This window comes from Mesorhizobium sp. M0678, from assembly GCF_040320505.1.
Taxonomy (GTDB): domain Bacteria; phylum Pseudomonadota; class Alphaproteobacteria; order Rhizobiales; family Rhizobiaceae; genus Mesorhizobium.
This window is the reverse complement of the sequence record NZ_JAMYPT010000008.1, coordinates 83,393-106,793: the sequence shown is the minus strand read 5'-3', so window position 1 is coordinate 106,793 and position 23,401 is coordinate 83,393. Positions and strand designations below refer to the sequence as shown.

The following is a 23,401-nucleotide window of genomic DNA, read 5'->3' as shown; positions in this document are numbered from 1 at the left end:
CCGACGTCGACTTGACGCGCGATTCCTGGTCGCTGATTTTCATGTGAATATTTCCTTCGGCCTCGGTACCGCTGTATCCAACGAAGATTATCGCAGGCCGGGAAAACCTCAGCTCAGAATGCCGTCGGCGGTAAAGAGCCTTTCCTTGTTATGTTCACATGGATATATCGATGGACGGCTTCGGGCGTTCCGAGACGAGGAGAGTTTCATGCTGGCGCGCAAAGGTTCGACGACGATTGCCATCGCGGGTCTCGCCGCCATGCTGATGGCCGCGGTGCCGTCGGCCCATGCCGATGACAAGGTGGTCGTGTTTGCCGCGGCGAGCCTGAAGGATGGGCTCGATGCCGTCAACAAGGCCTGCGAGGCCGATATCGGCGAGGCGGCGACCATTTCCTACGCGGCGAGCTCGGCGCTGGCCAGGCAGATTGAAAGCGGCGCGCCAGCAGACCTGTTCATCTCGGCCGATCTCGACTGGATGAAATATCTTGCTGACAGGAAGCTGACCAAGCCCGAAACCCAAGTGAAACTGCTCGGTAACCAGATCGTGCTGGTTGCGCCGCGGGATTCCAAGGTTGAAACCAGGATCGAAAAGGGTTTCGATCTTGCCAAGCTCGTCGGTGACGGCAAACTTGCCATGGGCGATGTCAAGGCTGTGCCGGCAGGCAAATACGGCAAGGCAGCCCTCGAATCGCTCGGTGCCTGGTCTTCGGTCGAAGGCAAGGTGGCGCAGGCCGAGAATGTCCGCGCCGCCCTGAAACTGGTGTCGACCGGCGAGGCAGCACTCGGCATCGTCTACGCCACGGATGCGCATGCGGAGCCTGGCGTCAAGGTGGTCGGCACTTTCCCCGCGGGTACCCATCCGCCGATCATCTATCCGGTCGCCCAGCTTGCCGATTCGAAGAGCAGGGATACCCCGGCATTCCTGAAATGCCTGCAATCCGCCAAGGCTGGCGAACTCTTCAAGGCGCAAGGTTTTACAATCCTCGCGCCGAGCAACTGACGTACGGCACCGCACATGAACTGGCTGCTGGATCTCGCTCCCGACGAATGGAATGCGGTCCGGCTGTCGATCAAGGTGGCGACCGTGGCGATGATTGCCAGCCTGCCGCCGGGCATTCTGATCGCTCTTGTGCTTGCCCGCGGCCAGTTCTGGGGCAAGACGCTGCTCAATGGTCTGGTGCATCTGCCGCTGATCCTGCCGCCGGTGGTGACCGGCTATTTGCTGCTTTTGACTTTCGGCAAACGTGGTCCGGCCGGCGCTTTCCTGGCCGAACATTTCGGCATCGTTTTTTCCTTCCGCTGGACTGGCGCCGCGCTCGCCTGCGGCGTGATGGGCTTTCCGCTGATGGTGCGGGCCATCCGGCTGTCTATCGAGGCCGTCGACCGCAAAATCGAGGCGGCCGCCGGCACGCTCGGCGCCAATCCGCTATGGGTATTCGGCACGATCACGCTGCCGCTTATCCTGCCCGGCCTGATCGCCGGTGCGATCCTCTCCTTCGCCAAGGCGATGGGCGAATTCGGCGCGACGATCACCTTTGTCTCCAACATTCCGAACGAGACGCAGACGTTACCGTCGGCGATCTACACTTTCACGCAGGTTCCCGGCGGCGACGCCGGCGCGCTCAGGCTGACGCTGATCTCGATCGTCATCTCGATGGCGGCACTTGTTGCCTCGGAAGTGCTGGCGCGGCGCGTCGGCCGGCGGATGGACATCGAATGACGGTTCAGGTCGACATCAGCCACCGGCTTGGCGATTTCACCGTCAATGCCCGCTTCGAAAGCGCCGGGCGGCTGACTGCGCTGTTCGGGCCTTCCGGCTCCGGAAAGACGACGCTGATCAATTTGATTGCCGGGCTGATCCGCCCCGACAAAGGTCGTATCGCGGCAGAGGGCCGCGTGCTGGTCGATAGCGATGCCGGTCTGTTCGTGCCGAAGCACAAACGGCGGATCGGTATGGTGTTCCAGGATGCGCGGCTGTTTCCGCATATGAGCGTGGCGAGCAATCTGCGCTATGGCCGCTGGTTCACGCCGGCTGCCGAGCGTTACGCGGATATCAATGGCGTGGTCGAACTGCTCGGGATCGGCCATTTGCTCGACCGGCGGCCGGCAAAACTCTCCGGTGGCGAGAAGCAGCGTGTGGCAATCGGCAGGGCGCTGCTTGCCAGTCCGAAATTGCTGCTGATGGACGAGCCGCTGGCTTCGCTCGACGAGGGGCGCAAGGCCGAGATCTTGCCTTATATCGAGCGGCTGCGCGACGAGACGAAAATCCCGATCGTCTATGTCAGCCACTCGATCGCCGAAGTGGCGCGGCTGGCGAGCGACGTCGTGGTGCTGATGCAAGGAAAGGTCGCCGCTTCCGGTCCGACCGGAGCGATCATGCAGCGTCTGGATCTATTGCCGGCCGAAGAGCGCGGCGAGGGCGGTGCCGTGCTGGATACCGCGGTTCTGCGCCACGACGAAGCCTTTGGCATGACGGTGCTAGGCTCATTGGCGGGCGAGATCCGGGTGCCGCTTCTGGCAACGCCAGTCGGTGCGCCGGTGCGCGTGCGCATCCGTGCCCGCGACGTGATGATCGCCACCGAGCAGCCGGTTGGCCTCAGCGCGCTCAACATATTGCCGGGCACGATCGTGGCGATACAGCCGGGCGAAGGGCCTACGGTCGAGATTGGCCTCGACTGCAATGGCGCAACCGTGCTTGCCCGCATCACCGAACAGTCGCGGCAGACACTGGGGCTTCGGCTTGGTCGACAGGTCTTCGCCGTGGTCAAGACGGTGAGCTTCGACCGGGCGAATACCGGCGCCGGCCTGCCCGCCGAGGCGGATGAGTGAACGGCCGATGATTCGCTATATCGTTTTAGAATAGCGGTATCGCTGCAGAACTTGTAGAATGGCGTCACCGCGGAGGAGCAAATGCCGTCGCTGAGTTTGCGGATAAATCTCGATCCAGATGGCCGCATCGGACCGGGCAAGATCGAGCTTCTGGAACAGATCGCCGCCTTCGGCTCGATTTCGGCCGCGGCACGCGGCATGGAGATGTCCTACAAGCACGCCTGGGATCTGGTCGAAGACATGAACCGCGTGTTCGGCAAGCCGCTGGTTGCGGCACAGACGGGCGGCAAAAAAGGCGGTGGCGCCCAGTTGACGTCGGTCGGGCTTGCTGTGGTCAGCCGCTTCCGCGCGATCGAGCGGGCTGCGTCTTCAGCAGCGGCGGCGCATATGGAGGCGCTGCAGGCCGAGATCGACGCAGCGTGACGCCGGCGGAATTCATGCCGCGTGTGATCCCTGTTACTTCTTAGGCTCGCCCGGCTTGCGCAGCAGATAGGTGTCCATGATCCAGCCTTTTTTCCGGCGGGCCTGCTCACGGGTGCTCACGATCTTGTCGCCGACGTCGCCAATCCGGCCCGAGATGACGATCTCGTCGGGCGTCCCGAGATAGGCGCCCCAGTGGACGGTGACGTCGTTGTCGTCCAGCGTGTTGAAGGCGCATTTGCCGTCCAGCATGACGATGGTGCTGCCGGCGTTTTCGGGCAGACCTTCCTCGGCGAGCCGGCGGCCGGTGGTGATCAAAATGGCGTCGCCGATCCGGTTCAATGCCATTTTGTGGCTGGCTGCGAGTGCCTGGATGGCGGTGATGCCAGGGATGACCTCCAGCTCGAACGCTACATTGCCTCTGAGGCGCACGCGCTCGAGGATGCGCAGCGCACTGTCGTAGAGCGACGGATCGCCCCAGATCAGGAAGGCGCCGCAGCCATCTTCAGTGAGTTCGTCGCGGATCAGGCCTTCGTAGATCGCGGCGATCGCCTCGTGCCAGTCGTCGACGGTCGAGCGGTAGGAAGGCGCCGGCTCGGCGCGCACCGGCACCTCGAATTCGACACGGCGCGAGTTCGGATTAATGACGAAGCGGTCGCAGATCTGGCGGCGCAATTCGGCGAGACCGTTCTTCTTGGCGCCCTTGTCGGGAATGAACAGCACGTCGGCCCGATTGAGACCGTTAATGGCCTGGACCGTCATGTGCTCCGGATTGCCGGCGCCGATGCCGATGACGAGAAGCTTGCGCATGGGCGAACTCCTGCCCGATCGGGACCGGCGTGTCTAGACCGGCACGACATGCCGGCAGGCGCCGGCGCATTTGCCGAAAGGCTTTGAAACGCCACATTGAACAGCTAGAGTCATGTCGGCATTCTCGCCGGGGGAGTTTCCATGTTCCGTTACGTCCTGACCGCAGCCTTGGCGCTCTCAGCTACGCCTGCGCTCGCCAATGATTCGGTCGCCGAACTCGGCACCGGTGGGCTGATCCTTTCGCGCAGCGATGCGGTGGCGATGGAAAGCGAGGATCTCTACATCTCGCCGGAAAAAGTGATGGTCGATTACGTCTTCCGCAACAACACCGACAAGGATGTCGATGCGATCGTCGCCTTTCCGATGCCCGACATCGAAGGCGACCCCGAAGAAATACCGGCGATTCCGGAGGCGCAGAGCGACAATTTCCTCGGCTTCGAAGTGACGATCGACGGGGTGCCGGCAAAGCCGCAGCTCGAGCAGAAGGTGTTCGCGCTCGGCATCGACATCGGCGCTGACCTGAAGGCGCTGGGCGTGCCGTTCTATCCGTTCGGCGATGCGGCCAAGGCAGCGCTGGCAAAGCTGCCGCAAGCGGTCGCCGACGACTGGGTCAACCGCGGCATCATCATCGAGGACACTGCCGACGACGGTTCGGGCATGAAGACCGTCTATACGCCGTTCTGGCAATTGCGCTCGACCTATTGGTGGCGCTCGACCTTTCCGGCCAACAAGGCGGTCCATGTCTCGCATCGCTACAAGCCGAGCGTCGGCGGCACCTCCTCGGTCAGCTTCTTCTATGACGGCCAGTTCCAGGGTCAGTATGCCGCCTACAAGACACGCTACTGCATGGACGATGCCTTCGAGAATGCCGTGCGCAAGGCAGCCAAGGACGATCCCGACGGCTACCCGAAATATTTCGAGAACCGCATCGCCTATATCCTGACAACGGGCGGCAACTGGGCGTCGGGAAACATCGGCACGTTCAAGCTGACCGTCGACAAGGGCGATCCGAAGAACCTGGTCTCGTTTTGCGGCGAAAACGTCAGGAAGATCGGACCGACGACGTTCGAGATGAAGGCGCAGAACTTCTACCCCGAGCACGACATCGACATATTGCTGCTGGAGCCATCCGATGGCGGAAACGGCGGCTGATGGACCTCGCGATTTATGTCGCCATCGCCGAGAACGGCGTGATCGGGCGCGAGGGTGGGTTGCCCTGGCGGCTGTCCACCGATCTCAAGCGGTTCAAAGCCGATACGATGGGCAAGCCCATCATCATGGGCCGCAAGACCTATGAAGGCATCGGCCGCCCATTGCCGGGCAGGCTCAACATCGTGGTGACACGAGACAGGGCATGGCGCGCCGAGGGCGTCGAAGTCGCGCACTCAATCGAGGACGCAATCGCGCTGGCGACGGTGCGCGGGCGCTGCATGGCCGGCGCCGACGAGATCTGCGTCATCGGCGGCGGCGAGATCTACGCTCAGGCGCTGCCGTTGGCCGATCGGCTGCACGTGACCCATGTTCTGGCCGCGGTCGACGGCGATGCCCATTTCCCGCCGATCGATCCGGCGCTGTGGCGGATCGTCCGCTCGCAGGAGGTGGAGGCTGGCGAAAAGGACAGCCATGCGACACGCTATTCGGTTTACGAGCGGCGCCGCGACGTGCATTGAAGGCGACAAAGGGGTCGCGACAGGTCTAGATGGACCCAAAAGGCGGACAGTGGCGGCAGCCGATCGCGTTGAAAGCGTGCCGCTGCATCCCTATAGAATAATAATATTGGATTTTGCGCCGGTGAGCCGGCGCTTGAGGGAATTCCAAGCGAAAGGACATTTATGCCCTGGAACGACAAGAGCGGCGGCGGCGGCCCGTGGGGCGGCGGCAACAATCAGGGGCCTTGGGGTCAGGGACCAAAAGGACCCAGCGGCCCGCAGGGCTCGCCTCCCGATCTCGAGGATATCATCCGGCGCGGGCAGGACAGGTTGCGGCGCGCGCTGCCGGGCGGCGGTGGCGCGAGCCCTGCCGTGTTCGGGCTGATTGCCGCGGCGCTGGTGGTGCTATGGGCGTTCAAGGCGGTCTACACCGTGCAGCCCGACGAAGTTGCGGTGGAACTCAGGTTCGGCAAGCCGAAGGCGGAGCTGTCGCAGCCTGGCCTGCATTTCCATTGGTGGCCCATCGAAACGGTCGAGACCGCCAACATCGCCGAGCAGCTTGTCAGTATCGGCGGCGGCAGTTCCAGCGGCAATGGCCTGATGCTTTCCGGCGACCAGAACATCGTCAATGTGCAGTTCTCTGTGGCCTATCAGGTCTCCGACCCTAAGGCCTATCTGTTCGACGTGTCCGACCCGGACGGCATGCTGCAGCAGGTCGCCGAAAGCGCGATGCGCGAAGCGGTCGGCCGGCGCCCGGCGCAAGACATTTTCCGCGACGACCGGCAAGGCATCGCGGCGTCGGTGCGTGAGATCATCCAGACGACGCTGGACGGTTACAAGGCCGGCCTCAACGTCAACGCCATTTCGATCGAGGACGCCGCGCCACCGCGCGAGGTGGCAGACGCGTTCGACGAGGTGCAGCGCGCCGAGCAGGACGAGGACAAGTTCGTCGAGCAGGCCAATCAGTATTCCAATCAGAAGCTCGGCCAGGCACGCGGTGCGGCCGCACAGATCCGCGAAGACGCGGCCGCCTACAAAAACCGGGTCGTGCAGGAGGCCGAAGGCGAGGCGCAGCGCTTCATCTCGGTTTATGACGAATATGCCAAGGCGCCGGAGGTGACGCGCAAGCGACTCTACCTGGAAACGATGGAGAGGGTGCTGAAGGATTCGAGCAAGGTCATCGTCGAGCAAGGCAACGGGCAAGGGGTCGTTCCCTACCTGCCGCTGCCGGCATTGCAGCAGAAGGCGCCGACACCGGCCACCGGAGGAAACCAGTGATGGCCAACCGTCTTCCCGTCATTGCGGTCATCGCCGCGGTCATCCTGTTCCTGCTCTACTCGTCGGTCTTCGTCGTCAATGCGCGCCAGCAGGCGCTGGTGCTCAGGTTCGGCGAAATCGTCGACGTCAAGAACCAGCCGGGCATCTATTTCAAGGCGCCATTCTCCTTCTTCGATGCCGACACCGTGCAGCTGATCGAAAACAGGGTCCTGCGCTTCGACCTCGACAACATCCGTGTCCAGGTTTCGGGCGGCAAATTCTATGAGGTCGATGCCTTTATCGCCTATCGTATCTCGGATCCGCGCGTGTTCCGCGCCGCGGTGTCCGGCCAGATCGAACTGGCCGAGGCCCGGCTGAGGACGCGTCTCGACGCCGCCTTGCGCCGCGTCTATGGCCTGCGAGACTTCGAGGCGGCGCTCTCGGAAGAGCGCGCGGTGATGATGCGCGAGGTGCGCGATCAGCTGAGGCCCGATGCCACCTCGCTTGGCCTGCAGATCGAGGATGTCCGCATCCGCCGCACCGATCTCACGGCCGAAGTCTCGCAGCAGACCTTCGATCGCATGAAGGCCGAACGTCTCGCCGAAGCCGAGCGGCTGAGGGCGCGAGGCAATGAGGCAGCGCAGCGGATCAGGGCTCGCGCCGACCGCGAAGTGGTCGAAATCGTCGCCGAAGCGCAAAAAGAGTCTGAAATCCTGCGCGGTGAAGGTGAAGCCCAGCGCAGTGCCACGTTTGCCGGGGCCTATCAGCGCGATCCGGCCTTCTTCGATTTCTATCGGTCGATGAATGCCTATGGCACGGCGCTGAACAGCGCCGGAACGACGATGGTGCTGTCGCCGAATTCCGAGTTCTTCCGCTTCTTCCGCGACCCGGACAGCAAGGAAACGCCTGTGGCACCGGCGGCACCAGCGCCAGCACCTGCCGCTCCCGCCCCACCGGCAGCGCAGCCAAGCACCGGCCAGTAGGGCCGGTGCAGGGATAGCCGGCGTAACAGAGGATTTATTCTCTGGCGGTAGCCATAGCCGCAAACGTGCCTTATTTCTTGCCAACATGACGCGGACCGGCATTTTTGCCGAAGCGGTTTTTTTCAGAACACCCGGAGGCCTTTCGATGACATCCACCACCCTTCTGCGTGCAGCGAGGCGGACGTTCATCGCCGGGGCCGCTGCGCTTCTGGTCGGCGCCGTTGCCGTTCCGTCGTTCGTGGCGCCGACGATGGCAGCCGACGGGCCGCCCTCGGTTGCCGATCTCGCCGCCGGCCTGCTTGGCGCCGTGGTCAACATCTCGACGTCGCAGACTGTTAAAGGCACTGAGGGGCCGGGCGCAGTGCCGATGCCGCAGCTGCCGGAAGGCTCGCCCTTCCAGGACTTCTTCGACGATTTCTTCAAGAACCGTGGCGGCGACAAGGGCGGCGGCGGGCAAAAGGTGCAGTCGCTGGGCTCCGGCTTCGTGGTCGACGCCGAGCAGGGCATCGTGGTGACCAACAACCACGTCATTGCCGATGCCGACGACATCGAGGTGAATTTCTCCGATGGGGTGACGCTCAAGGCGACGCTGGTCGGCACCGACACCAAGACCGACGTCGCGGTGCTGAAGGTCGATCCGAAAGGGCACAAGCTGACAGCGGTGAAGTTCGGCGATTCCAACACGATGCGTGTCGGCGACTGGGTGATGGCGATCGGCAATCCGTTCGGTCTCGGCGGCACGGTGACAGTCGGCATCGTCTCGGCACGCAATCGCGACATCAATTCCGGCCCGTATGACGACTTCATCCAGACCGATGCCGCGATCAACCGCGGCAATTCCGGCGGACCGCTGTTCAACAGCAGCGGCGAGGTCATCGGCATCAACACGGCAATCATCTCGCCATCGGGCGGCTCGATCGGCATCGGCTTCTCGATCCCGTCGCAGCTTGCCTCGGGCGTCGTCGACCAGCTTCGCCAGTTCGGCGAGACGCGGCGCGGCTGGCTCGGCGTGCGCATCCAGCCGGTGACCGACGACATTGCCGAAAGCCTGGGCATGGCGACCGCCAAGGGCGCGCTGGTCGCCGGCGTCATCAAGGGCGGGCCGGTCGACAACGGCACAATCCAGGCCGGCGACGTCATCATCAAATTCGACGGCAAGGACATCCATGAAATGCGCGACCTGCCGCGCGTCGTGGCGGAGAGCCCGGTCGGCAAGGCGGTCGACGTGATCATCGTGCGCAAAGGGGTCGAGCAGACCGTCAAGGTGACGCTCGGCCGGCTCGAGGACGGCGAAAAGCTTGCCAGCGGCGGTGAAAACGGCAACACCGACCAGGACGATGCCGACAAGGCGCCTGCGGTTTCGACGGCTGCCGTGCTCGGCATGACGATCGGCGAGCTCAATGAGGAGACGCGCACGAAATTCGGCATCGCCACCGATGTCTCCGGCGTCGTCGTGACGGACGTCGCCAAGGATTCGGCGGCAGCCGAACGCGGTATCCAGCCGGGCGAGGTGATCACCGAGATCGCGCAGGAATCGGTCGCAACGCCCAAGGACGTCATGGACCGGATCGGCGCGCTGAAGGAGCAGGGGCGCAAGAACGCGCTTTTGATGCTGGCGTCGAAGACCGGCGAGCTGCGGTTTGTGACAATCCGGATGGATTGAGTCCGGAAGAGCCTGCAACACTCTGATCTTGAAACGAAAAAGGGCGGCTAGCGGGCCGCCCTTTTTCTTGCCTGCCAGTCTGTGCGCGGCAGCCTGTAGAAAACATGTCGCCTGAGTGCGGTGTGGCTGTCCGGAACACCGGGATGGTCGAAGTCGGAGGCCGGGTCGGCGATCATGCCCAGGCGCTCCATGACGGCAGTGGACCGGCTGTTATCCTTGACTGCGAAGGACACGATTTCGTCGAGGCCAAGTCTTTCAAAGCCATGGGTGAGCCAGGCTTCGGCTGCTTCGGTGACATAGCCGCGGCCCCAGAATTCGGGTGCCAGCCGCCAGCCGATCTCGATCGTGCCGCGCGGCAGGAATGGCAAATGATCGGTTCGGGTTATGCCGACGAAGCCGATGCATTCACCTGTGGCTGCGATCTCAGCGGCCGCGAAGCCGAAGCCGTCGCGATCGATAGCCGCGCGCAACTCCTCCATCTTGGCGTCCGACTGGGCACGGTCACGCCGAAACGGAAAGAATTCCATGACGCGCTCGTCGGAATTGATGCGATGGAAGAGCTCGCGGTCACGATCTCCCCAGTTGCGCAGGATCAGGCGCTCGGTGCGGATCGGCGTCATTCGACAAATTCCTCCCGGCGATAACCCTGCAGATAAAGCAAGGCGGTGAGGTCGCCGTGGTCGATGCGGATCTTTGCCTCGGCTGCCACGGCCGGCTTGGCATGCAAGGCGACGCCGATGCCGGCAAGACGGATCATGTCGAGATCGTTGGCGCCGTCGCCGACGGCAATGGCATCGGCAGGCGTCAGGCCGAGGCGGGCGGAAATCTCGATAAGGGCTTCGGCCTTGGCGGCGCGGCCGAGGATCGGTTCGGCGACCAAGCCGGTGAAGCGGCGATCCTGCTCGATCAGGCGGTTGGCGCGATTTTCGTGAAAGCCGAGCAATGCTGCGATGCGGGTGGTGAAGATGTCGAAACCACCGGAGATCAGCGCCGTCCAGGCGCCATTGGCCGCCATTGTCTGGACGAGCGTGCGGCCGCCGGAGGCTAGCGTCAGGCGATTGTCGATGATGCGGTCGATGATTGCGGCATCGAGACCCTTGAGCAGCGCCACACGCTCGCGCAAGGCCGGCTCGAATGCGATCTCGCCGTTCATGGATAGCGCCGTGATGGCGGCGACCCGATCCTTGACGCCGATCTCGTCGGCAAGCTCGTCGATGCATTCCTGGTCGATCATCGTCGAATCCATGTCGGCGATCAGGATCTTCTTGCGCCTGTTCTCAGCCGGCTGGACGGCCACGTCGATCGGTTCGGAAGCAAGCGCGGCCTGCAGGCGCGCCGTTATTTCGGAAGCGTCGGCGGTCTCCGGCAAGTCGAGTTCGCAGGCGATGCCTTCGGCCAGCCAGCGAACAGCGCTTGCGCCGACCGACCGCGAGGCCATATTCGCTAGCGTCGGCGTCAATGCGCGGCCGGCGGGATGGGATAGAAGCGTGGCGATCAGCGGCATCGAAAATTCCAGCGGACAGGCGGGCGAAGGCCGCGTGAAGAACGCGATCCTGATAGCCGGGCCGACCGCCAGCGGCAAGTCGGCGCTCGCACTCGACCTCGCCGAGCGCAATGGCGGTGTCATCGTCAACACCGATTCTATGCAAGGCTATTCGGTGCTCGACGTGCTGACGGCGCGGCCTGGTCCTGCCGAACTCGCCCGCGTCCCCCACTTTCTTTATGGACACGTCGATCCGTCCACCGCCTATTCCACCGGCGCCTGGTTGCGTGATGTCACGAAGCTCATCGACGACGGCACGCTCTCGGAGCGGCCAGTGATTTTCGTCGGCGGTACCGGGCTTTATTTCCGGGCGCTCACGGAAGGTATCTCGGAGATGCCCGACATTCCGAAGTCGATCCGCGATCGCTGGCGCTACGAGCTCCAGGAACAGGGCGCAGTGAGATTGCACCGCATCCTGTTGCGCGAGGATTCTGCGGCCGGCATGATGCTTAAGCCGACGGATGGCCAGCGCATCGTGCGGGCGCTGGAGGTGCTCGACGCGTCGGGGCGTTCCATCCTGGACTGGCAGGCCGCGCGTGGCCGGCCGTTGATCGACAGGAGCAGCGCGCGCTTTTTCGTCATCGAGCCGGAGCGAGCGGCGCTGGTGGAGCGGATCGATGCTCGCTTCGACCGCATGCTGGACAAGGGGGCACTGGACGAGGTGAAACAGCTTTCAGCGCTCGGCCTCGATCCCGACCTGCCGGCGATGAAAGCAATCGGTGTTCGCGAGCTTCAGGCCGCGCTGGCCGGCGCCTTCAGTTTTCCCGAGGCCATCGAGCGCGCGAAAATCGCGACGCGGCAATATGCCAAACGGCAGGCGACCTGGTTCAGGCACCAATTGGGCCCGGAATGGCAGAGATTGCGTCCTGGTGAGGGGATCGACTCGATGCTCTCACTCCCTCATTCGAGCGCAACCTGAAAAGTCGACACCGAGGGGACATTTCGCGTTGAAGTTGTCCAGGTTAACTGTCCGTAAGTTCCCGCATGCCATAAGATCGTTACGAACTTTCCAACGGGGAGCAGATGCGTTTCCACAAGGCGGAATCAGCCTTTTTCGTCTTTATTTTTGTGATCCTGGCCGCCGGCCTGGTGACGCTTTACGCCTATGGGCTCCTGCAAACCCTGGCCGCCGACATTAGCAATACGCCTTCGGAACTCGATGAAATCGTCTATCTCAACAAGCTGCTGTTTGCGACGGGCGTGCTGCTGGCGACTGCGCTGTTCTTCGGCATTTTCTTCATCTACCCGCTGATCCGAAAGCAGGCGACGGAAGAAGGCAAGCTGCGCGCCATGACCGTTTCGCTCAGCGCGCGTTCGGAAACGCTGGAGCATGCGGCGCTCACCGACAGCCTCACCGGCATGCAGAACCGGCGTTATTTCGACGATGCGCTGAAGGAATATCTCGAAGAGTTCCGTCGCATCGAGAAACCAGTAGGGCTGATGATCCTCGACCTCGACCATTTCAAGCAGGTCAACGACAGCCACGGTCACGATGTCGGCGACGAGGTGTTGCGGGCGGTCGCCAACTGTCTCAAGGACATGACACGCTATCACGACGTGGTGGCGCGCCTGGGCGGCGAGGAGTTCGCGGTGGTCACGCCCAATATGGACGCCGAGCTGCTATCCAAATTCGCGGAGCGCATCCGCAAGGCGATCGCCAACATGTCGGTGCTGACGGGCAATGTCCGACTGAAAATCACCACCAGCGTCGGGCTTGCCGTCTGGGATCGCAAGGAAACCGCCGAGGAGTTCTATCGCCGCGCCGATCGCCAGCTCTATGAGGCGAAGAGGCAAGGGCGCAACCGCGTGTGTGCCTGAAATTCCGTCATTGAATTCCTGATGCCGGCCGTCTGGTATCGTTTTCTGCGTTTCCGGTGCACGCAGACCGACGTCACCCAGTCAAGCTGAGATGCTGCCTTTGCGGGGCTTGCCGGAAATAGAGGTGTTGCCGTGACTAAATCCGATCTCTCCGATCTTTACCGAGGCTATATTGCATGCCTGAACAAGCAGGATTGGCCAAATCTGGGGCGGTTTGTTCATGATGAAGTGACCCACAACGGTCGCAAGCTCGGATTGTCCGGCTATCTCGAAATGTTGGTGAGAGACTTCGACGAAATTCCGGACCTTTACTTCGACATTCAGCTATTGGTTGCCGATCCGCCTTATGTAGCGAGCCGGCTAAGCTTCGACTGCGCGCCAAGGGGAACGTTCCTTGGGCTCGATGTAAGCGGGAAGAGAATTTCGTTTGCCGAGAACGTATTTTATGAGTTTCAGAGAGGGAAAATTCGCCAGGTGTGGTCAGTTATAGACAAGACAGCCATCGAAACTCAGCTTTGACATCTGCGAGCGCTGCCTAAAAGTCGCTCGGCTCAATCATTCTGGGGGACGCAGGCCGAAGGTCGCCGGCTTGAGGCCGTAGCGCAAGTCGAAATCGTCGTTCCGCTGGGTGCGTGCGGCCGACGGCTTGCGATAGTCCGAATCGCCGGCCTGCCGGCCCTGATCGACGACTTCCGCGAAAGGCATTGCCTGCTGTGATTTCGGCACGTTGCGCAGCCGTTCGACGATCGCCACGAGGTCGACCTCGTCGCCGGTTTCGGACCGCAAGGCGTCCGCGCGCTTGGCGGTGCCGGGGATCAAATCCTCTGAGAGCTTTTCGAACTTCATCCGCATCGTCGTCGCCACGCCTTCCCCGAAGGCAATGGCCTCGCGCTGGCCCATGGAAGACAGGAACGCCAGCGTCGAAGCCGAGGAGTCGGCGATCGCTGAGCGGATGATCGCCTGGTCCTGCTCGTTGGCGAGCCGCATGGCAAAGAACGTCGAGCACTGCGACAGGATGGTCGGGTCGAGTTCGCCCGGGCGCTGGGTGACGACGCCGAGATAACAGCCATATTTGCGGCCTTCCTTGGCGATGCGCGACAGCGCGTGCCGCGTCGGCGCGAAACCGAGGCGCGGATCGGCCGGCATATAGCGATGCGCTTCCTCGCACAGGAAGAGCAGCCGCAGGCGGCCTTCGCTCCACAACGCCAGGTCGAAGGCCAGCCGCGCCAGCACCGAGCATACGGAATTGACCACCTCGGACGGCATGCCGGCCATTTCGAAGCAGGTCACAGGGCGGCCGTGATGCGGCACGCGGAAGATGTTGCCGATCGTCTCGTGGATGGTGTCCTCGATCAGGCGCGAGTTGAACATGAAACGGTAGCGCGGATCGGATGCCGCCGATTCGATACGTGTCTTCAGTGACCTGAGGGTCGGGCGATCGTTCTTGCTTTCCAGCAGCCCCATGCGCTCGTCGACCAGCTTGATGAGGTCGGCAATGCGATAGGGCACCGGCGCGTCTGCGGTCAGCGCATCGGTGCTGCGCCGTAGATAGTTGCCGGAGTTCGGATTGCGGTAGAGGTTCTTGGCCGCGGGGATGAGATCGCGCAAGGCGTCGACCTCTTCCGGGACCGTCTCGCGGCCGCGAAACAGCACCTCGGCAAATTCCTCGAGCTTGAACATCCAGAAGGGCAGGTCGAGCGTCGTCGAATCGACCCTGACGCAATATTCGGGCAACGACGCGGCGAACTCGTTGTGTGGATCGAGGATGAGCACGCGCAGGTCGGGCCGGGCGGCGATCGATTTGCGCAAGAGCAGCGACACGGCGGTCGATTTGCCAACCCCGGTGGTGCCGACAATGGCGAAATGGCGCGCCAGCGTATCGTCGATGGCGATATTGGCGTCGATGGCCTCGTCCTGCGACAGCGTGCCGATGGTGATCGAATGACGACCGGCGAGATCGTAGACGGCCTGCAGGTCGCGGCTGCGGATACGATGGGCAATGGCGCCGATATGCGGGTAGGTTGTGATGCCACGGTCGAAGATCGGCTTCGCGCCGGGTCCGGCACCGTCGCGCACCTCGCCGATCAATTCGATGCTGACCTCGATCGGATTCTGGCCCTCGCTGCTCCAGGCACGATCCGACTTGGCGATTTCATAGACCAGGCCGACGGTTCGTGATGTACCGAGATTGATCGAGATCATCTTGCCGACGCTCCACAGGCCGGTGACCGTGCCTTCGATATCGTCGGCATAGGCGCTGATGGTGGCGCGCGCGCCGTCGCATTGCACGACATTGCCCAGAATGCGCTTGTCGTTCTGCTCCGCCCTGCGGCGCTCCAGCAAAGTCGGTTCCCCAATGGAGGCTTCGCGTTCAACGAGCATGGACACGCCGATCCCTTTTCCCAAGCGATGAGCCTAGGCGAACGGGGTTAAGGTGGGATGAGGCCGGATGGTTTAGCGGACATTAAGGAGTTTGCGAAAAATGGATGAAACGGCCGTTGCTCCGTAGAAAAATTTCGATATATTGGATTAATGGATGATATAGCGAACGACATCTCCTCGACCATCGGCAGAAGAATACATGCCGAAAGAGTGGCTCGAGGCTGGTCCCTGGCAGAGCTGGCGGAGCGGTCCGATGTTTCGAAAGCCATGCTGAGCACGGTAGAACGCGGCATGACCAGCCCGACGGCGGCACTCCTTGTGCGCATTGCGGCCGCCTTCGGCATGACGCTGTCCACATTGATCGCAAGGGCGGAATTGCAGGGCGGTGGCCTGCTTCGCGAACGTGACCAGCCGCTCTGGCGCGATCCGGCTACGGGTTATGTGCGGCGGCATCTTTCGCCGGTCGCCGACATGCCCCTCGAACTGATCCGGATCCAGTTGCCGGCCGGCGCCAAGGTAAGTTTCCCGGCGGCGTCCTATGCCTTCATTAGGCAACAGATATGGCTGATCTCCGGGCGGCTGGAATTCACCGAGGGGGACATCGTTCACCGGCTCGAACCCGGCGACTGCCTGGCGCTCGGCGCGCCATCCGATTGCGTCTTTCACGCTCCGGGGCCGGACGCCGCCGACTATCTGGTTGCGTTGGCCAGGAGCTGAGGTGAAGGCGCGCCGTCCGAAACGCTCCGACAATGGCGGTCCGCCGCTCGACGACTATAACGGTCCGCCCTGGGGCAAGGGTGAGCCCTATGTGTTTCTTGCCTGGCGGACCGCCCATGCCCAGGCGTGGAAAGCGCCGAGCCGCGAGATCATGCTGATGCGGCTGGACAAGGCCGAGCGGCTGGGCCTGACCTATGAGGAATACACGCTCGAACTGCTGGAACGCGGGCGACATCTGCAAGAGGAAGACGCCGATCGCATCGCGGAAATCCGGCGGGCCAGGAAGCGGAAGCGGACCAGTCATTTCGATTGACGGACGGCGCAGGGGAACCACATGAGTTCGATCGAAATCAGGCCACTCACCAGTACTGACGGAACGCAAAAAATGCTGGCGGATCTGCTGATCGGGACAGTCGCTGCCGGCGGCTCGGTCAGCTTCATGCATCCGCTGGCGCCGGAGATGGCCGCGGCCTTCTGGAACAGGTCGCTTCATGCGGCCGCCAGAGGCGAAAGGGCGGTGCTTGGGGCCTGGAACGGCGAGGCTCTGGTCGGCACCGTCACCTTGCTGCTCGACTGCCCTCCCAACCAGCCGCACCGGGCCGAGATCGCCAAGCTGATGACCCGCCTCGATTATCGCGGCAAGGGCATCGCAACCCGCCTGATGGAGGCGGCGGAAGCCGTTGCCGTGGAGAAAGGCCGCACGCTGTTGGTCCTCGACACGGCAAAAGAGGAGGGGGCTTCCGGCCTCTATGAAAAGCTCGGCTTCACGCTGGCCGGCGAAATACCGGATTATGCGCTGAAGCCGCATGGCGGGCTGACAGGCACCCTCATCTACTGGAAACGCGTCGGCCGGACACGGTGATGGCGACAACGATGCACCTTTGCAACACCGTCAGACCATCGCGGGCATGGAAAGAATAGCTCTTGCGTCAAATTGGCGGCGAGCTTAGAGAAGCCGCCCATTCTGATCCGTCCTGAAAGGAGACCTGTCAATGACCCGGCGATCCAGATCGACACATTCCGTGCCGACGCTGGAATTGCGTGCGGCCGACAGGGTTCCAATCAGGAAGAACGGCCATGGCAAAGTCCATGATCCAGCGCAGGCAGGATGCCGAGCGCGAACGCATTGAAGCATATGCCGTAACGCTGCGGCGGGTTTTTCCCGTCCCGCGTCCCGCTCCGGATTTCGAGCGGGCGCTCGACGAGGCACGTCGGGGGTTTGCCGGCATGGCGATCCGCGACGGCGCGCTGTGGCGTCCAAAGCTGAAGACGCGCGACCCCGCGCGGCTGCGGCTGGCCGCGGCGCGTCATCTCTATGCGCGCTACCCGGTTACAGCCGCGCTCGAGGGGATCTGGCTGGACAGCTCGGGGTTGAATGCCCTCCAGATTGCGCTTCGCAAGGCTTGGTATATCGCAGTGGCGCGTGGTGACTCGTTCTACAAGGCGGGCGCCTGTGCGTGGCTGTCTCGCAAGGAGGTGCATTGCTTCTTGAACTTGCCCGGCGATTTCAGGTTCGACGAGGCGTTTTGGGTGGCGATCGCCCGGTCTTACACGGATGATTCCGGGTTGGCGGCCCGACTTGCCAAGTCGAAAATCGCGCGCACGCCACGTAACGATCTGGCCTTCTGGCGCGAGGTGACACGGTTCTTCTGCGGGCAACCCGCGTCGAAGGAGGAGATCGACGATCTATGCGACTATATCGGCGCCGTGCACCAGCGCGATGCCGCGTACAGCCTGAAGGGTCGCACGCTTGCCTCGCTGCGTCGGCAGATGCTGGAATGGCATCGAGACATTGCCGCGATCGAACGCATCGAGGCAATGCGCCGCCGCGCTGCCGGGCGGGCCACGCGTACTGCCGGGACGCAGTCGCAGGGTCGCGCCTGGGACGGCTCGTGCCTGGACGACTGGGACTGGCAGCCGTCGACCAAGGAGGCAAAGGCGCATGGCGAGCGTTTCTTCGTCCGTCAGTTGAAGACAGCTGAGGATCTGGTCGCCGAGAGCCGGGCGATGCATCATTGCGTCTCGATATACGCGGCCAAATGCATCGCCGGCAATGCCTCGATCTGGGTGCTGCGGCGCTCGGCGCTCGGCAAGATCGAGCGGTTGCTGACGATCGAACTCGACCCGCAAAACCGTGCGGTGCAGGTGCGCGGATTCGGCAATCGTCTCGCCTCGCTCGAGGAGCGCAAGATCATCGAGCGCTGGGCCAAGGCGAGGGGTGTGGTGCTCTGCGCCTGAAACGGAACACCCGCGCGGCGGAAAGGCGGCGCGGGTGCACAATGGGCGGATGTGCCGACGTCAGGCCAAGTGCACATTCGCCGTTGACAGCGGCGTCAAACCAATTCTATTGTCCGCCACCATGAAAAAGGCACTCATTCTCGTAGGAAAGCGCGTGGGCAAGGCGGTGTAACCGCCGGGCGGTGACCTCCCATGCGCAAGACACAGGCTCCCTCGGGGGCCTTTTTTATTGCCCGAAATACGACTAAACGACCAGCAATCGCCAGATGGCGAACAGTACGGGACCAGACCGATGAGCAGTGGACAGAATGAGCGGCGCGAGATGCCAAGAACTGAAATGCCAAGGGGCGAAATGACTGGCGCCGAAATGGTGGTGCAGGCGCTGAAGGACAACGGCGTCAAGCATGTTTTCGGCTATCCGGGCGGCGCGGTTCTGCCAATCTACGATGAAATCTTCCAGCAGGACGAGGTCGAGCACATCCTCGTCCGCCATGAGCAGGGCGCGGGCCATGCGGCGGAAGGCTATGCGCGCTCGACCGGCAAGGCCGGCGTCATGCTGGTGACCTCAGGGCCGGGCGCCACCAATGCGGTGACGCCATTGCAGGACGCGCTGATGGATTCGATCCCGCTGGTCTGCCTGACCGGCCAGGTGCCGACTTCGCTGATCGGCTCGGATGCGTTCCAGGAGTGCGACACGGTCGGCATCACGCGGCCCTGCACCAAGCACAACTGGCTGGTGAAGGACGTCAACGAGCTCGCGGCAACGATCCACGAGGCCTTCCATGTGGCAACCACAGGGCGCCCCGGTCCGGTCGTCGTCGACATTCCGAAGGACGTGCAGTTCGCCAAGGGTATCTATGTCCCGCCGCAGACGGCGCCGCGCACCAGCTACCAACCGAAGGTCCAGGGCGATCTGGAAAAGATCAAGGCGGCGGTCGAGCTGATGGCCGGCGCCAGGAAGCCGATCATCTATTCGGGCGGCGGCGTCATCAATTCCGGCCCGGAGGCGAGCCATCTGCTGCGCGAGCTGGTCGACCTCACCGGCTTTCCCATCACCTCGACGCTGATGGGCCTCGGCGCCTATCCGGCGTCGGGCAAGAACTGGATGGGCATGCTCGGTATGCACGGCACGTATGAAGCGAACATGGCGATGCACGATTGCGACGTCATGCTCTGCATCGGCGCGCGCTTCGACGACCGCATCACCGGGCGGCTCACCGCGTTCTCGCCGAATTCGAAGAAGATCCACATCGACATCGACCCGTCGTCGATCAACAAGAACGTCCACACCGACGTGCCGATCATCGGCGATGTCGGGCGTGTGCTGGAGGATCTGGTGCGGCTGTGGCGGGCAACCGCCAAGGCCGACAAGAAAGCGCTTCACCCGTGGTGGGAGCAGATTGCCAAATGGCGCGCGCGCGATTCGCTCGCCTACAAGATGAACCACGAGGTGATCATGCCGCAATATGCCGTCCAGCGGCTCTATGCGCTGACCAAGGACCTCGACACCTACATCACCACCGAGGTCGGCCAGCATCAGATGTGGGCGGCACAGCACTATCATTTCGAGAAGCCGAACCGCTGGATGACCTCCGGCGGACTGGGCACGATGGGCTACGGCCTGCCGGCCGCGCTCGGCGTGCAGATCGCGCACCCGGATGCGCTGGTCATCGATATCGCCGGCGACGCCTCGGTGCAGATGACGATGCAGGAAATGAGCGCGGCGGTGCAGCACGAGGCGCCGATCAAGATCTTCATCCTCAACAACCAATATATGGGCATGGTGCGGCAGTGGCAGCAGCTGCTGCACGGCAACCGGCTGTCGCACTCCTACACCGAGGCGATGCCGGATTTCGTCAAGCTCGCCGAAGCCTATGGCGGCCACGGCATTCGCTGCGACAAGCCGGACGAGCTCGATGACGCTATCAAGGAGATGATCGGGGTCAAGAAGCCCGTCCTGTTCGACTGCCGCGTGGCGACGCTCGCCAACTGCTTCCCGATGATTCCGTCGGGCAAGGCGCATAACGAGATGCTGTTGCCTGACGAGGCGACCGACGAAGCTGTAGCCAACGCGATCGACGCCAAGGGCAGGGAACTGGTGTAGCCTGGTTCGAGGAAGCTGTGCGGAAACAGCAGATTAGCGCAAAAGTTTGAAATCGAGATCCATGTCATGAACGCACAGTTGCAACCGACCGGCTCCGCCTATTTTATCGCCAAGGAGACGGAAAAACCAGAGAACCACACGCTTTCGGTCCTGGTCGACAACGAGCCGGGCGTGCTTGCGCGGGTCATCGGCCTGTTTTCCGGACGTGGCTACAACATCGAGAGCCTGACGGTCTCGGAAACCGAGCACGAAAAGCACCTGTCGCGCATCACCATCGTGACGCGCGGCACGCCGCACGTGCTGGAGCAGATCAAGCACCAGCTCGAGCGCATCGTGCCGGTGCACCGCGTCGTCGATCTCACCGTGCGGTCGCAGGAATTCGGACAGGAGCGGCCATTGGAGCGGGAACTCGCGCTGGTCAAGGTCGCCGGCACCGGCGAAGCCCGCGTCGAGGCGCTCCGGCTCGCCGATGCATTCCGCGCCAGCGTCATCGATGCCAACACCGAGCATTTCATCTTCGAGATCACCGGCAAGGGCTCCAAGCTCGATCAGTTCATCGCCATCATGAAACCGCTCGGGCTAGTTGAAATCTGCCGTACCGGAGTGGCGGCGATGAACCGCGGCCCGCAAGGGATGTGATCATAATGCTCGCGGCGGCAATTCTAGCAGGCGCCGGCGCAATCGTTCTTGCGGTCACGACGGCGGCGGCCAGCCAGGAGCCGGTATTCGACAAGTCAGTGCTGCCGAAATTGTTTGAAGAAATCGACCGCAGGGGCACACCGAGCTACTATTTCCAACAATGCCCGGCCGATATTTGGCGCAGGGCGTCGGGCGTCGATGACGCGCTCTTTTCCACGCCGGGAATAGATTACCAAGGTTGTGAGAAAGACGTCTTGGCCTGTGCCAAGCGGTGTTTCGACGGACGCAGGGGCGAAGCCTGTTTCGAGACGGCCAGGGTCATCCAGGAGCACTCGCCAGAAGACAAGCAATGGACCGAGGAGATGTTCGCCCAGGCCTGCGCTACTGGCAGTATCGGCGGCTGCACAAATCGCGGCGCGGGAATTCTCTTGGGTCGGCTTGGGCTAAACAAACTGCTTGCCGCCGGTAGTGCCAATGAATCTTGCCCTTATCGCACATTCAAGCTGAGCTGCAATGAGGGCGATGCCTGGGGTTGCACCATGTATGGCAGCGCCCTTCAGCATGGTGAAGGCGTCTCTGTGGACGAAGCCGAGGCGATGGCCGCCTACAAAAAGTCTTGCGAGATCGCTGTGGAATTTGACGCCTGACGATACGCCAAGGCGCTCATGAAAACGATGCAAAGCCGCTAGGGCTTTTCAGATTTGCGCAAGTGCGATCTTTGCGCTGCCTCGCCTCGACCAAGTTCTTTGCTTTCTCTCTTGATAGGGCGCGATACCGGGCAGACATCCTGAACAAATCCATTCAGCGTGTTCACAAGATTGTTCTGGACCAGAGAATAGTGGATGAACTGTCCGTGCCGCTCCTTGGCGATGAGCCCGGCCGTCTCCAGAATGCTCAAATGCTGCGAGATCGACGGCTTCGACATCTCGAAGCGCGCCGCGATCTCGCCCGCCGTTAGGGAAGAGTGCGCAAGATAGGCGAGGATCTTGCGCCGGGGCGCTGAAGATAGCGCTTCAAACACGCGCTGTATCGCGCCATTTGCGTGAGCAGCCGTTTCGGCATCCGCTGCGTGCTCTGCATCTTCGATCACTGTCTGCCACCTTGTGATGCCGAGGCGTTGGCTGCGCCTCGGTCCGCTTTTCTTATTTTCATTTAGACTATTGCCTAAATACCTAATTCGTAGTAGTAGACGATTAGCTTACTGCCTAAGTAACGGAAGACGCGCCAGAAGGCAAGGCTGTGGTCCGGAAATGTTCATGCAGGAGGAGGGGTACCGATGAAAACCATATCCACGGGCAGAATGATTTCCCAACAGGACAGTGACGCCGAAGACGGCAAAGTCGTGTGGGTGCCGGCAAAGTCGATCTGGGTCGGGGCGATGACGATCGCCGCCATTGTGTTGGGACCGATGACATTTAGCTGGAGTGCCTTCGCCTTATTCGTTGCGACAACGGCGGCGACAATCTGCGCCGGACACTCGGTGGGGATGCACCGTCTGCTCATCCACCGTTCGTTCAAGGTTCATATCTGGGTCGAGCATGCGCTGGTCTACCTTGGCGTGCTCGTCGGCATGGCCGGTCCTTTTGGGATGATCTATGCTCACGATATTCGTGACTGGGCTCAGCGCCAGACCGCATGTCACGATCTCCATGCCCATCGTCGGCCATTTTTCACCGATGCCTTCTGGCAGATGCATTGCGCGGTCGCTTTGCGCAATCCACCCACCTTCGTCATCGAACCCTCGATCAGGAATGACCTGTTCTACAAGTTCGTCGAACGCACCTGGATGCTGCAACAACTGCCCTGGGCGATCCTCTTTTTCGCGCTTGGCGGCTGGGATTGGGTGGTATGGGGAATCGCGGTGCGCGTTTCAGTGTCGCTTACCGGGCATTGGTTGGTTGGGCATTTTGCGCACCGAGATAGGGAGCAAGGATGGCGCGTCGACGACGTTGCCGTGCAAGGATACAATTTGCCGCGTTTCGGGCTGGTAACGTTCGGCGAGAGTTTCCACGGCAACCATCACGCGTTTCCCGAGTCTGCACGGCTTGGTCTGGAACACGGACAGATCGATCTCGGCTGGCTATTCATTCAGGTTCTGGCGATCCTGGGTCTGGCGCACAGCGTCAAGATTCCGGAGAATACGCCGAGACGCAAAGGGCTGCGACGCGTGCGCCGTCAGCGCGAAACTGCCCCGGATTCAGATCTATGGTCGGTGCAGCCTACCGCAGATAGATGTTCTCAGCGGATATTGGCCTAAGAAATGAAGGAACGCTTAGGGCGCGTGGACCAACGAATTGCATTTGCACTCAGCACTTCATCGATTTAAGTCAGTATTTCAGTATTATTGAT

General features: G+C 62.2%; 25 protein-coding genes. 20 read left to right on the top strand and 5 right to left on the bottom strand.

Features of this window, described 5'->3' with window-relative positions; translation table 11 throughout:
- The first annotated feature begins 208 nt into the window (after positions 1-208).
- From modA to NKI29_RS16710, 4 genes are all read left to right on the top strand, one after another.
- Positions 209-1,000 (top strand): molybdate ABC transporter substrate-binding protein, encoded by a 792-nt coding sequence (gene modA, locus NKI29_RS16725; RefSeq protein WP_352570446.1) that lies wholly within the window; start codon positions 209-211, stop codon positions 998-1,000.
- 15 nt (positions 1,001-1,015) lie between these two features.
- Complete coding sequence (gene modB, locus NKI29_RS16720; RefSeq protein WP_023676699.1) at positions 1,016-1,720, top strand: molybdate ABC transporter permease subunit; 705 nt, start codon at positions 1,016-1,018, stop codon at positions 1,718-1,720.
- Positions 1,717-2,829 carry a molybdenum ABC transporter ATP-binding protein gene (modC, locus tag NKI29_RS16715; RefSeq protein WP_352570445.1) on the top strand — a complete coding sequence of 371 codons (1,113 nt, stop codon included), beginning with the start codon at positions 1,717-1,719 and terminating at the stop codon, positions 2,827-2,829. Before modB ends, modC begins: the two co-directional genes overlap by 4 nt.
- Positions 2,830-2,910: 81 nt before the next feature.
- On the top strand, positions 2,911-3,252 hold the full coding sequence (locus tag NKI29_RS16710; RefSeq protein WP_023676697.1) for a winged helix-turn-helix domain-containing protein: 342 nt from the start codon (positions 2,911-2,913) through the stop codon (positions 3,250-3,252).
- Between the two features lie 33 nt (positions 3,253-3,285).
- Here the strand turns inward: NKI29_RS16710 and cobF are convergent, their stop codons facing one another.
- Positions 3,286-4,059, bottom strand: coding sequence for a precorrin-6A synthase (deacetylating) (gene cobF, locus NKI29_RS16705; RefSeq protein WP_352796728.1), 774 nt, complete (start codon positions 4,057-4,059; stop codon positions 3,286-3,288).
- Between the two features lie 141 nt (positions 4,060-4,200).
- Between cobF and NKI29_RS16700 the strand changes: the two genes are divergently transcribed.
- From NKI29_RS16700 to NKI29_RS16680, 5 genes are all read left to right on the top strand, one after another.
- A complete protein-coding gene (locus NKI29_RS16700) occupies positions 4,201-5,211 on the top strand; it encodes a DUF4424 domain-containing protein (RefSeq protein WP_352570441.1) in 1,011 nt (336 codons plus the stop codon).
- On the top strand, positions 5,211-5,729 hold the full coding sequence (locus tag NKI29_RS16695; RefSeq protein WP_023676694.1) for a dihydrofolate reductase: 519 nt from the start codon (positions 5,211-5,213) through the stop codon (positions 5,727-5,729). The genes NKI29_RS16700 and NKI29_RS16695 overlap by 1 nt, the downstream gene beginning before the upstream one ends.
- A 162-nt stretch (positions 5,730-5,891) precedes the next feature.
- On the top strand, positions 5,892-6,986 hold the full coding sequence (gene hflK / locus NKI29_RS16690) for an FtsH protease activity modulator HflK (protein WP_352456516.1): 1,095 nt from the start codon (positions 5,892-5,894) through the stop codon (positions 6,984-6,986).
- Positions 6,986-7,948: a protease modulator HflC gene (hflC, locus tag NKI29_RS16685; protein ID WP_023676692.1), complete on the top strand. Its 963-nt coding sequence runs from the start codon at positions 6,986-6,988 to the stop codon at positions 7,946-7,948. The genes hflK and hflC overlap by 1 nt, the downstream gene beginning before the upstream one ends.
- 145 nt (positions 7,949-8,093) lie before the next feature.
- Positions 8,094-9,611 (top strand): DegQ family serine endoprotease, encoded by a 1,518-nt coding sequence (locus NKI29_RS16680; RefSeq protein ID WP_023676691.1) that lies wholly within the window; start codon positions 8,094-8,096, stop codon positions 9,609-9,611.
- Positions 9,612-9,658: 47 nt separating this feature from the next.
- Here NKI29_RS16680 and NKI29_RS16675 read toward each other — a convergent pair whose 3' ends face one another.
- Positions 9,659-10,231: a GNAT family N-acetyltransferase gene (locus NKI29_RS16675; RefSeq protein ID WP_352570438.1), complete on the bottom strand. Its 573-nt coding sequence runs from the start codon at positions 10,229-10,231 to the stop codon at positions 9,659-9,661.
- Positions 10,228-11,115 carry a phosphoserine phosphatase SerB gene (gene serB / locus NKI29_RS16670; protein WP_352450067.1) on the bottom strand — a complete coding sequence of 296 codons (888 nt, stop codon included), beginning with the start codon at positions 11,113-11,115 and terminating at the stop codon, positions 10,228-10,230. Before serB ends, NKI29_RS16675 begins: the two co-directional genes overlap by 4 nt.
- Between serB and miaA the strand changes: the two genes are divergently transcribed.
- The 3 genes from miaA to NKI29_RS16655 all read left to right on the top strand — a co-directional run bounded on the left by miaA (position 11,105) and on the right by NKI29_RS16655 (position 13,491).
- Positions 11,105-12,073 (top strand): tRNA (adenosine(37)-N6)-dimethylallyltransferase MiaA, encoded by a 969-nt coding sequence (gene miaA / locus NKI29_RS16665; protein ID WP_352456562.1) that lies wholly within the window; start codon positions 11,105-11,107, stop codon positions 12,071-12,073. The genes serB and miaA overlap by 11 nt on opposite strands.
- A 104-nt stretch (positions 12,074-12,177) precedes the next feature.
- On the top strand, positions 12,178-12,972 hold the full coding sequence (locus NKI29_RS16660; protein ID WP_023676688.1) for a GGDEF domain-containing protein: 795 nt from the start codon (positions 12,178-12,180) through the stop codon (positions 12,970-12,972).
- A gap of 132 nt (positions 12,973-13,104) precedes the next feature.
- Positions 13,105-13,491, top strand: a complete 387-nt coding sequence (locus NKI29_RS16655; RefSeq protein WP_352570437.1) for an ester cyclase — start codon at positions 13,105-13,107, stop codon at positions 13,489-13,491.
- A 36-nt stretch (positions 13,492-13,527) separates the two neighbouring features.
- On the opposite strand, the gene NKI29_RS16650 is transcribed toward NKI29_RS16655, so the two are convergent.
- Positions 13,528-15,354: an ATP-binding protein gene (locus NKI29_RS16650; RefSeq protein WP_352570436.1), complete on the bottom strand. Its 1,827-nt coding sequence runs from the start codon at positions 15,352-15,354 to the stop codon at positions 13,528-13,530.
- 150 nt (positions 15,355-15,504) lie between these two features.
- On the opposite strand from NKI29_RS16650, the gene NKI29_RS16645 reads away from it, so the two are divergent.
- The 7 genes from NKI29_RS16645 to NKI29_RS16615 all read left to right on the top strand — a co-directional run bounded on the left by NKI29_RS16645 (position 15,505) and on the right by NKI29_RS16615 (position 21,699).
- Complete coding sequence (locus NKI29_RS16645) at positions 15,505-16,071, top strand: helix-turn-helix domain-containing protein (protein WP_352570435.1); 567 nt, start codon at positions 15,505-15,507, stop codon at positions 16,069-16,071.
- A gap of 1 nt (position 16,072) precedes the next feature.
- The gene (locus tag NKI29_RS16640; protein ID WP_352570433.1) at positions 16,073-16,384 is read left to right on the top strand and encodes a hypothetical protein; all 312 of its coding nucleotides are present in this window, start codon (positions 16,073-16,075) and stop codon (positions 16,382-16,384) included.
- A gap of 21 nt (positions 16,385-16,405) precedes the next feature.
- Positions 16,406-16,933 (top strand): GNAT family N-acetyltransferase, encoded by a 528-nt coding sequence (locus tag NKI29_RS16635; protein ID WP_352570432.1) that lies wholly within the window; start codon positions 16,406-16,408, stop codon positions 16,931-16,933.
- A gap of 215 nt (positions 16,934-17,148) precedes the next feature.
- The gene (locus NKI29_RS16630; protein WP_352570431.1) at positions 17,149-18,309 is read left to right on the top strand and encodes a PcfJ domain-containing protein; all 1,161 of its coding nucleotides are present in this window, start codon (positions 17,149-17,151) and stop codon (positions 18,307-18,309) included.
- A gap of 352 nt (positions 18,310-18,661) precedes the next feature.
- Positions 18,662-20,413 carry an acetolactate synthase 3 large subunit gene (locus NKI29_RS16625; RefSeq protein WP_352570430.1) on the top strand — a complete coding sequence of 584 codons (1,752 nt, stop codon included), beginning with the start codon at positions 18,662-18,664 and terminating at the stop codon, positions 20,411-20,413.
- Between the two features lie 66 nt (positions 20,414-20,479).
- Entirely contained in the window at positions 20,480-21,052 is a 573-nt protein-coding gene (ilvN, locus tag NKI29_RS16620; RefSeq protein WP_023676680.1) for an acetolactate synthase small subunit, read from the top strand.
- A gap of 5 nt (positions 21,053-21,057) precedes the next feature.
- Positions 21,058-21,699, top strand: a complete 642-nt coding sequence (locus NKI29_RS16615; protein WP_352570429.1) for an SEL1-like repeat protein — start codon at positions 21,058-21,060, stop codon at positions 21,697-21,699.
- 38 nt (positions 21,700-21,737) lie between these two features.
- Here NKI29_RS16615 and NKI29_RS16610 read toward each other — a convergent pair whose 3' ends face one another.
- Positions 21,738-22,142: a metalloregulator ArsR/SmtB family transcription factor gene (locus NKI29_RS16610; RefSeq protein ID WP_352570428.1), complete on the bottom strand. Its 405-nt coding sequence runs from the start codon at positions 22,140-22,142 to the stop codon at positions 21,738-21,740.
- A gap of 186 nt (positions 22,143-22,328) precedes the next feature.
- Here NKI29_RS16610 and NKI29_RS16605 point away from each other — a divergent pair, with 186 nt between their 5' ends.
- Complete coding sequence (locus tag NKI29_RS16605; protein ID WP_352570427.1) at positions 22,329-23,309, top strand: acyl-CoA desaturase; 981 nt, start codon at positions 22,329-22,331, stop codon at positions 23,307-23,309.
- The last annotated feature ends 92 nt before the right edge of the window (positions 23,310-23,401 follow it).